The following is a 10,344-nucleotide window of genomic DNA, read 5'->3' as shown; positions in this document are numbered from 1 at the left end:
TGGTTATGAACCAGCTTCTTTTACATGATCAAATTAAAGATAGAGTTATTAAGTATCTTGAATAACTTACACACTTAATTTGACAAAGCCTTAAAAAATATTCATAACAATTCTAGAAATATATAGCAACGCAATGATTAAACTGCATAGAAATACCATGCTCATATATTTTTTCTTTTTAGGCTTTGCTGCTTCAATTTCGTCTTTATTCTCTAGATATTCTAGCAATTCTTTCTCTATTTCCTCGTTAATATCTTTGTCATGATTTTCACTCACAACCATCCCTCCACGACTACATGTTCATCTTTAAATTTATATTATTACAATTTCTGTAAAAGGACAATCTTTACTTTGTATTAATTACAAGTTATCAATTCTAGTACCTTTTTTCAATTTGTGAGCACCACATTTGATTAATCGCGCACGATAATTTAATATATAATCAATCGCACACGATAGAAAGGAGTATTTTATGGATTACAATATGAAACTAGCCAATCAAGTTTGTTTCTCAGCATATAATGTAAGTCGATTATTTGCCCAATTTTATGAAAAAGAGCTTAAGTCATTTGGTTTAACTTACTCACAATATTTAGTCTTACTTTCATTATGGGAGGAAAATCCTCAAACATTACATTCAATTGGTCATAAATTGGACCTTTCAAGCAACACGCTTACCCCACTACTTAAAAGATTAGAACAATCAGGATGGGTCACTCGACAAAAATCAGACCAAGACAAAAGACAATTAATTGTTTCGTTAACTCAAAAAGGGAAAGATCAAAAGCAACCTATTTACGATGCTATCTCTAAATGTGTATCAGAAGATATGAATTTAGAATTATACAAACAAACGAAAGACATTATGGATCAATTAGAAACAACTTTAAGAAAGCAATTAAATAAATAACATATAAAGGGTGATAAACTATGAAAAAATTTGATGTTGTATTTATAGGAAGTGGTCATGCTGCATGGCACGCTGCGTTAACGTTAAAACATGCAGGCAAATCTGTAGCCATTATAGAAAAAGACACGATAGCTGGTACATGTACAAATTACGGTTGTAATGCCAAAATCTTACTTGAAGGACCTTATGAAGTATTAGAAGAAGCTAGTCACTATCCTCAAATTATTGAATCTGACCAATTACATGTAAACTGGGAGAACTTGATGCAATATAAGAAAGCTGTCATAAATCCCCTTTCCAATACGCTTAAATCTATGTTTGAACAACAAGGTATCGAAGTTATAATGGGTGCCGGTAAATTAGTAGATGCTCATACAGTTGATGTTGAAGGTACGCCTATTCAAGCTGAAAACATCGTCATTGCAACAGGACAACATAGTAATAAATTAGATATAGAAGGTAGCGCATTAACACATGATAGTCGTGACTTCTTATCTTTAGATAAAATGCCAAATAGCATCACATTTATTGGTGCTGGTATTATTAGTATCGAATTCGCTTCAATCGCAATTAAATCAGGTGCTGAAGTTCATGTCATCCACCATACAGATAAACCATTAGATGGATTTAATGAAAAACACATCGCGAAATTAATTCATAAACTTGAATCTGAAGGCGTACAATTCCATTTCAATGAAAATGTTCAATCAGTACAACAAACTGGTAACAGTTATCACGTAACAACAGAAACAGGACTTAGCGTTGATACTGACTATGTTCTAGATGCTACTGGACGTAAACCAAATGTACAAAATATAGGACTAGACGAATTAGGCATCGAATATAGTGAAAAAGGTATTCAAGTTGATGATTATTTAAGAACAAACATACACAACATATATGCAAGCGGAGATGTATTAGATAAAACAATCCCTAAATTAACACCAACAGCAACATTTGAATCTAACTACATCGCGACTCATATATTAGGTATCAATCCAAACCCAATTCAATATCCAGTGATACCATCAGTATTATACTCATTACCAAGACTTTCACAAATAGGTGTTACAGTTAAAGATGCAGAGCAAAGCGAAGCATATACAATAAAAGAAATACCATTTGGTAAACAAATGGTATTTGAATATAAAAATGAAACAGAAGCAGAAATGACAATTATAATAAATGCAGACAAACAACTCGTTGGTGCAGAAATTTACGCAGACGATGCAGCAAACTTAATCAACCTACTCACATTTATCGTTAACCAAAAACTAACAGCCAAAGACCTCAATCAACTCATCTTTGCATTCCCAGGATCATCAAGCGGCGTGCTAGATTTATTAAAAGTAGCAATGATGTAAGATATATAAATACAGAGGTAAGACTACCGTCACTAATACGGAAGACTTACCTCTGTTTTTGTTTTGGAAAATCTAGTGCCAGAAACTATTTAGTCTCTCTACTCAGACAAATGCACCATTTTATCTGCGCTATCTGTAAATATGCCATCAACGCCCCAGTTTGCTAATTGGTTTGCGCGTGCTGGTTTGTTTACGGTCCAAACGTTTAATTCATAACCCGCTTCTTTGACCATTCTTACTTTTGCTTTTGTGAGTTTGGCATCTTCTGTATTCACTATCTTCGCATTGCAATAGTCTAACAATGTTCTCCAGTCTTCTTTGAATGATGTCGTATGGAAGATGACAGCTCTTTTATATTCTGGCATGATTTCTTCTGCTAGTTTAACGAGTACGACGTTAAAGCTTGATATGAGTACTTCTTGATTTTGATTTAAGTTTGCTAATTTTTCTTTAACTTGCTTTACCATACTTTTAGATAGAACGAGTCCATTCGCGCCAGTGACGCCTTTCAACTCTACATTTAGGTTCATGTTATATTCATTTGCTATTTCTATCACATCATCGAATGTTGGTAAGCGTTCATCTTTAAATTTCGCACCATACCATGATCCTGCTGATGCTTCTTTTAATTCTTCATAGTTTAATGCTGTTATTTCCCCGGACATACTTGTTGTACGGTCTAAATAGTCATCATGAATGATGATTAATTGTTTATCTTTTGTAATGGCAACATCTAACTCTAGCCATTTTACACCTTCTATTTCTGAAGCTGCTTTAAAAGATGCTATTGTATTTTCTGGAGCTTTACTTGGTAATCCTCTATGTCCATATATTGTTAGCATATTACCTCTCCTTGCGCTTTTTATTTTTAAATTGTTAATTTTTTGATTCTTAGGGTATATATTTACAACAAACATCCGTAGAATCAGCATACCTGTATTATCACATTATTGGTCTGTTTATTGCCAACAAAATGTGTGTAGATTTTTTAAGGAGGGTATGGTTATGGCTAGTGAAACAATTACAATACATACTAAACAGGATATTATCGATTATGTGAACGAACGTAAGACGACAAAGCGTACGTCACTATTATTAATTATCGTATTAGGCACAATATTTTTAGATGCTTATGATTTAACAATTTTAGGTACAGCAACTGATCAACTTACTCAAGAATTCAAACTTTCTCCGACTTACTTATCATTCATTATGACAGCAATGCCATTCGGTGCATTATTTGGTGCTGCAATTGGTGGATTTTACGCCGATAAATTAGGTCGTAAATTAATTCTATCTGTCTCATTGATTTCTTTAATTATCGGGGCGATTGGTGCCGCGTTATCACCTGCACCAGCTATTTTATTATGTTTCAGATTATTGATGGGATTTGCAATTGGTATGGATAGCCCAGTTGCTTTTACTTTTATAGCAGAAATCAGTAATAAAAAAGATAAAGGCCGTAACGTCAACTATTGGCAAGTCGTTTGGTATATCGCCGTTGTATCTTCGGCTCTTATCGTTATTTTGTTATATTCTCTTGGTACAGGTGCTTGGTTATGGCGTTATTCCGTAGCACTCGGCGCAGTGTTCGCAACGATTATACTCGTTTTAAGATTATTTTATTTAAGCGAAAGCCCATCATGGTCAATGAAAAATAAAACCTTAACAGAAGCGAGTAAAGAACTCGAAAAGAACTACAACATCAATGTGAATATCGAACCTAATAAAGGTGAATATGAATCATTTAGTAAAACAGAAGTTAAAAATCCTTTACGTACATTGTTTAATAAACGCTATCGTAAAAGAACAATATTAGCGACTTCCATTGCAACATTACAAGGTATGCAGTACTATGCAATCGGTCTATATATTCCTTTAATCGCAATTTATATAATCGGAGAAAACAAAATCGAATCCTTATCAGGTACTGCACTCATTAATATCGCGGGTATCATTGGTGGTTTAACTGGTGCATTACTCACAACAAAATACGGCGCACGTAAATTAACAATTGCTGGGTTTAGCATTGTAGGGACAGCCATGATTATTATAGGTTTATTTTATGGACATTCCTATACTTGGTTGATTGCGTTAATGGTGGCATTTTTCCTATTTGGACATTCAGGTGGACCAGGAACTCAAGGTAAAGCAATTGCCGCCCTATCATACCCTACAATTCTACGAGGTAAAGGAACAGGCTTTGTTGAATCCGTGAGTAGATTCGGTAGTATGTTTGGTACATTTATTTTTCCAATTATATTAGCTAACTTAGGATTAAATAAGACAATGCTGCTATTAGCATTAGTGCCTATAGTTGGGCTAATCATTACTACTTATATTAAATGGGAACCAGTAGGTAAAGATGTCGAGCACGAAGATCAATATATTGAAAAAGTTTAATACAAAAAGCAAAAGCCTAGGACAACCTCCTAGGCTTTGTTACTTATGAAGTTCAATTTTCGCTATCTCGTGAGTTTACTGCATCTTTAACTCATATCTTTTACGATCTCGTGAGTTTATCACACCTTTAACTCACATCTTTTCAGTATTACAACTCATACTCAAAAAATACACCTAAAAATTTGAAAGCCTAGGACGTCTTGAGATGTCCTAGGCTTCATTTATTATTCTTCTGTTTTATATGTTCTAATGTGATCTGCGATACTGTGTAAGTATACTTTTGAATATGGGTCTTGTCTGAGTTCGCGTTCGAAGTCAAATTCTTGGTTATCAAATCTATTAAAGAAAGTTTCGTATTCTTCTACAGATAATTGTTCTCTTGATGCAAGCATGTCTAAGTGTTTTTCTTTATCTAGCGCTTTATCATAATCTTCTACGATTGAACCACTAAATATTTCAGCTACTGCACCTGAACCATAACTAAATAGACATACTTCTTGTCCTGCTTGGAATGTATGGTTTTGTAATAAAGAAATTAAACTTAAATACAATGAACCTGTATAAATATTTCCTACGTCTCTATTCCATAGTACAGAATCTTGATATGCATCCATTAATCTGTTTTTAATTGAATCTTCTACGTTTTCGTTTAAAATAGTCTTGAAGGCTTTTTCGCCCATTTTAGTAAATGGAACGTGGAAACAGAATGATTCAAAATCATTTACTTTATGACCTGTACGTTTAGCGTATTCATTCCAAACTGTGTTGAATGATTCAATGTATGCATCTTTAGATAAAGCACCATCTACGACAGGATATTTTTCAGATGTTGGTCTCCAGAAATCATATACATTATTTGTATATGCAACGCTATCGTCATTTAATTCTAAAATTCTAGGATTATGACTCAATAGTAAAGCGACTGCTCCTGCACCTTGTGTAGGTTCTCCACCTGAATTTAATCCGTAACGTGCGATATCAGATGCGATTACAAGTACTTTTTTACTCGGATTGTTTGATAAGAAGTCTTTAGCAAGTTGGATAGCTGCTGTAGCTGAGTAACATGCTTCTTTCATTTCAATACAACGTGCAAATGGTTGAATATTTAATTGGTTATGAATCTCTATTGATGCTGCTTTAGAGTGATCAACGCCTGATTCAGTCGCTACGATCACCATGTCGATATCTTTTTTATCTTGTTCAGATAATATATCTTGAGCAGCGTTAATACCCATTGATATAATATCTTGGCTTACTGGATTAACGGCCATTTTATTTTGACCGATACCAATTTTAAATTTATTTGGATCTACTCCACGAGCATTTGCCAAATCTTCCATACTTACATAAAAACTTGGGATGTAAAAATCTAATTTATCAATACCTATTGCCATAATAATTTCCTCTCAATATGTTATTTTATATATTGAATGATATCAAACTACATTAAATATTGACAATTATTAATAAATAAATTTTTAAGGAGAACATAAAATATGAATAAAGTTGTAATCGTAAGTGCTCAAAGAACACCTGTAGGAAAATTCAGAGGAAAATTGAGTAACTACTCTGCAGTAGAATTAGGGACTGCTGCTTTAAAATCTGCAATCAATAAAATCCAACTAGATCCTAAAGATATAGAAAATGTAATTTTCGGTAACGTTGTTCAAGCAGGTACGGGACAAAATGCTGCTCGACAAATTGCTGTAAATGCTGGTTTACCATATGAAACACCTGGTATGACAGTAAACGAAGTTTGTGGATCAGGACTTAAATCTATCATTTTAGGGAAACAACTTATTCAACTTGGAGAAGCAAATGTTGTTGCTGTAGGCGGCATCGAAAGCATGACAAACACACCAGACCTTGTGCTTAAAAAAGGCGACGCACCTGTTAAAAGTTTCATGCATGATGGTTTAACAGACGTCTTTCATAATATGGCGATGGGCTTAACTGCAGAAGCAATTGCAACTAAATATGAAGTTACCCGTGAAGAACAAGATACGTTTGCATTAAATTCACATTTAAAATCTGATAAAGCAACAAAAGCTGGTAAATTCAATGAAGAAATTGTTCCATTAGAAGATGTTAATGGTGAAACAATAACTTCAGATGAATTAATCAGACCTGAAAGTACAATAGAAGATCTTGCAACATTAAAGACAATTTTCAAAGAAGACGGTACAGTTACTGCGGGTAACGCTTCAGCTTTAAGCGACGGTGGTTCTGCTTTAATTTTAATGAGTGAATCATACGCGAAAGAACATGGCTACACAATCTTAGCAACTGTCGGACAACACGCTGAAATCGGCTGTGATCCATTATATATGGGTTATGCACCATTCTATGCTGTAGAGTCACTATTAAACAAGACTGGAAAAACAATTCAAGATATCGATTTAGTTGAGATGACAGAAGCATTCTCAGCACAAAGCATTCCTGTTAAAAAGAACCTTAACATTCCAGATGAGAAATTTAACATTTATGGTGGCGCGATTGCTTTAGGTCACCCACTAGGCTCAACTGGCTCAAGATTAGTTACAACACTTGCACATGCCTTAAAACAAGAAGATAAGCAAACGGGTATTGCAACTGCATGTATCGGTGGTGGCTTAGGTATAGCATTAATGATAGAAAAAGGAGTAGGACTTTAATGAAACCTTTAACGAAAGATTTCAGACACTTATCACGACCTGAGAAAATCAAACAATTAAAAGATCATGGTTGGATTAAAGAAGAATCTGAGCAAATATTACTTAACAATTCAGAAATAGATAAAGAACTTTTAGAGAATTTAATCGAAAATGTCATTGGTCAAGGTACGCTACCAGTAGGTGTCTTACCTGAAATTATAGTAGAAGATAAAGCATACGCTGTACCTATGATGGTCGAAGAGCCTTCAGTAGTCGCAGCAGCAAGTTTCGGTTCTAAACTTTTCAACAAATCTGGTGGTCTTAAAGTTGTTCAAAGTGACAATATTAAAATAGGTCAAATCGTATTTGATAATGTTACAGATACTGCTCAACTATCTAAGGATATACTAAATTTAGAATCAGATATACACCAAGTAGCCGATCAAGTCTACCCTTCTATCCTTAAAAGAGGTGGCGGTTACCGCAAAATCGAAACGGATGAATTCCCTGAAGAAGGCATGCTTTCTTTAAAAGTTCATATCGATACACGTGATGCAATGGGTGCTAATATTATCAATACTATTCTTGAAGGTATTGCACACTATTTAGAAACTCAATTAAGTTATACAAACGTATTAATGAGTATCCTTTCAAACTATTCAACAACATCTGTGATTCGCATCGAAGGTAAAATTGCCGTTTCAGACTTAGAAAAAGGTGAAGTAAGCGGTGCAGAAGTCGCACACCGTATGGAGAGAGCATCTGTATTAGCGCACATCGACCCATACAGAGCAGTGACTCATAATAAAGGTGTTATGAATGGTATTAGCTCTGTTGTATTAGCTTCAGGTAATGATACGAGAAGCGTTGAAGCAGGTGCGCATGCTTATGCAAGTAAAGACGGACAATATAGAAGTTTAACAACTTGGAAATATGATAGAAATAACGAATTTTTAGTAGGTACAATAGAATTACCATTAACACTTGGCATTATTGGCGGAAGCATAGACCTCTTACCAATATCTAAAGTTACATTAGACTTACTAGGCGTTAAAACAGCACAAGAATTAGCGCATATTGTAGCATCAGTCGGACTTGCACAGAACTTTTCAGCATGTCGTGCACTCGTATCAGAAGGTATACAACATGGTCATATGAACCTACACTATAAATCATTAGCAATTAAAATCGGTGCAAAAGGTAATGAAATCCAACTAATAACAGAAGCACTTAAAAATATGGATAAACCAAACCTAGAAGCAGCACAAGGATTACTTTATGAGATGAGAAATAACTAGAAATTTGGTGAGCTTAGATATGCGATTCGGTGCGCTAACGATCTTGTTTCGCTTTCTTGGACGTTAGAATTTCTAACGATCTTGTTTTCGTTTCTTGATCGTTAGCGCCACAAAAGTAAACATAAAAGAGCCTAGAACAGTATTCATCCTTGTCCTAGGCTCTTTCTTTGTATATCCTCAATATCAATTTGACATCTTCTTACAAAACACATTAAGATAGTGAAGTTGATTAAAAAAATAGGAGAAATTTATCATTATGAAAAATAAACTTACTTTTAAAGAAAATATATATATCGGATCATTACTTTTTGGCTTGTTTTTTGGAGCGGGAAATTTAATCTTCCCTATTCATTTAGGTCAACTGGCAGGATCAAATGTTTTAACGGCCAATATTGGTTTCTTAATTACTGCGATTGGTTTACCATTCTTAGGAATTATCGCAATTGGTATTTCTAAGACGAATGGTATTTTTGAAGTAACGACACGTGTAAATCGCAAATATGCTTATATATTCACGATTTTACTTTATCTTGTAATTGGTCCCTTTTATGCTTTACCTAGGCTTGCAACGACATCGTTTGAAATTGCATTTACACCGTTTATTTCAGATTCATCTGTCACATTATATTTATCGATATTTAGTATTTTATTCTTCTTAGTTGCTTGGTTTTTCTCAAAAAAACCTTCAAAAATTCTAGAATATATCGGTAAATTTTTAAATCCTGTATTTTTAGTCCTTTTAGGCTTATTGATTTTATTAGCGTTTATTAATCCAATTGGACAAGTATCAAATGCTAATATTAGTCCTGATTATGAAAACAGCGCGTTATTAAAAGGTTTCATTGATGGTTATAATACGCTAGATGCTTTAGCTGCACTTGCATTCGGTATTATTATCGTATCAACTATTAAAAAGTTAGGTATTACAAACCCAAATCATATTGCGAAAGAAACATTCAAATCTGGTACGATTAGTATTATTTTAATGGGTATTATTTATAGTTTATTAGCATTTATGGGTACGATGAGTTTAGGTCATTTTAAAGCGAGTGAAAATGGTGGCATAGCTTTAGCTCAAATCGCACGATATTATTTAGGTGATTACGGCATCATATTACTATCACTCATCATTATCGTAGCTTGCTTAAAAACTGCTATTGGCCTAATCACAGCCTTTTCAGAAACATTCACAGAACTATTTCCAAAGCAAAACTATTTAATGTTTGCAACAGTTGTAAGTATTATTTCATGTATTTTTGCTAATGTTGGTTTAACAAAAATTATTGAATACTCTACACCAGTATTAATGTTTTTATATCCTTTAGCGATTACAATTATTTTGCTAACGTTATTCAGTTCATTCTTTAATCATTCAAAAATCATTTATCAATTTACGACATATTTTACAATGATCGCTTCATTTGTTGATGGTATTAAAGCAAGTCCTGAATTCATCGCAAATACAGGTTTTGCACATGCAGTTATCAATTTTGGCGAAAAATTCTTACCATTCTTCACGATTGGAATGGGTTGGGTATTACCGTCCGTTGTCGGATTTATCATCGGCTTCATCGTATATCAATTTAAGAAATCATCATACAAAACAACATAATTCAGACAAAAGCAAGTTACCTCGACTATGCATTAACCCCAGGATGTGGGAGTAAAATAAAAACACTTTCGTTGAATTCATATTAAAATGAATTTATACGGAGGTGTTTTTTCTATGAAAAGAG

At 33.8% G+C, this 10,344-nt stretch carries 9 protein-coding genes; 6 read left to right on the top strand and 3 right to left on the bottom strand.

The window, feature by feature from the left end:
* Positions 1–90: 90 nt before the first annotated feature.
* The gene (locus LQ693_RS12730) at positions 91–276 is read right to left on the bottom strand and encodes a hypothetical protein (protein ID WP_025907530.1); all 186 of its coding nucleotides are present in this window, start codon (positions 274–276) and stop codon (positions 91–93) included.
* Positions 277–472: 196 nt separating this feature from the next.
* On the opposite strand from LQ693_RS12730, the gene LQ693_RS12725 reads away from it, so the two are divergent.
* Positions 473–910, top strand: coding sequence for a MarR family transcriptional regulator (locus LQ693_RS12725; RefSeq protein ID WP_049320318.1), 438 nt, complete (start codon positions 473–475; stop codon positions 908–910).
* Between the two features lie 20 nt (positions 911–930).
* Positions 931–2,274, top strand: a complete 1,344-nt coding sequence (locus LQ693_RS12720) for a dihydrolipoyl dehydrogenase family protein (protein WP_204190981.1) — start codon at positions 931–933, stop codon at positions 2,272–2,274.
* Between the two features lie 98 nt (positions 2,275–2,372).
* Here the strand turns inward: LQ693_RS12720 and LQ693_RS12715 are convergent, their stop codons facing one another.
* On the bottom strand, positions 2,373–3,116 hold the full coding sequence (locus LQ693_RS12715) for a glycerophosphoryl diester phosphodiesterase (protein ID WP_025907524.1): 744 nt from the start codon (positions 3,114–3,116) through the stop codon (positions 2,373–2,375).
* A gap of 163 nt (positions 3,117–3,279) precedes the next feature.
* On the opposite strand from LQ693_RS12715, the gene LQ693_RS12710 reads away from it, so the two are divergent.
* Complete coding sequence (locus LQ693_RS12710; protein WP_107565927.1) at positions 3,280–4,677, top strand: MFS transporter; 1,398 nt, start codon at positions 3,280–3,282, stop codon at positions 4,675–4,677.
* 224 nt (positions 4,678–4,901) lie between these two features.
* Here the strand turns inward: LQ693_RS12710 and LQ693_RS12705 are convergent, their stop codons facing one another.
* Positions 4,902–6,071 (bottom strand): hydroxymethylglutaryl-CoA synthase, encoded by a 1,170-nt coding sequence (locus LQ693_RS12705; RefSeq protein WP_103361656.1) that lies wholly within the window; start codon positions 6,069–6,071, stop codon positions 4,902–4,904.
* A gap of 102 nt (positions 6,072–6,173) precedes the next feature.
* On the opposite strand from LQ693_RS12705, the gene LQ693_RS12700 reads away from it, so the two are divergent.
* The 3 genes from LQ693_RS12700 to brnQ all read left to right on the top strand — a co-directional run bounded on the left by LQ693_RS12700 (position 6,174) and on the right by brnQ (position 10,220).
* Complete coding sequence (locus tag LQ693_RS12700) at positions 6,174–7,331, top strand: thiolase family protein (RefSeq protein ID WP_025907517.1); 1,158 nt, start codon at positions 6,174–6,176, stop codon at positions 7,329–7,331.
* Positions 7,331–8,608 (top strand): hydroxymethylglutaryl-CoA reductase, degradative, encoded by a 1,278-nt coding sequence (locus LQ693_RS12695; RefSeq protein WP_107565926.1) that lies wholly within the window; start codon positions 7,331–7,333, stop codon positions 8,606–8,608. Before LQ693_RS12700 ends, LQ693_RS12695 begins: the two co-directional genes overlap by 1 nt.
* Before the next feature lie 253 nt (positions 8,609–8,861).
* Positions 8,862–10,220, top strand: a complete 1,359-nt coding sequence (gene brnQ / locus LQ693_RS12690; protein ID WP_206749172.1) for a branched-chain amino acid transport system II carrier protein — start codon at positions 8,862–8,864, stop codon at positions 10,218–10,220.
* Positions 10,221–10,344 lie beyond the last annotated feature (124 nt).

This window comes from Mammaliicoccus sp. B-M6, from assembly GCF_022386965.1.
Classification (GTDB): domain Bacteria; phylum Bacillota; class Bacilli; order Staphylococcales; family Staphylococcaceae; genus Mammaliicoccus; species Mammaliicoccus sciuri_A.
The sequence above is the reverse complement of the archived record's forward strand: the minus strand, read 5'-3'. Positions and strand labels throughout refer to the sequence as shown.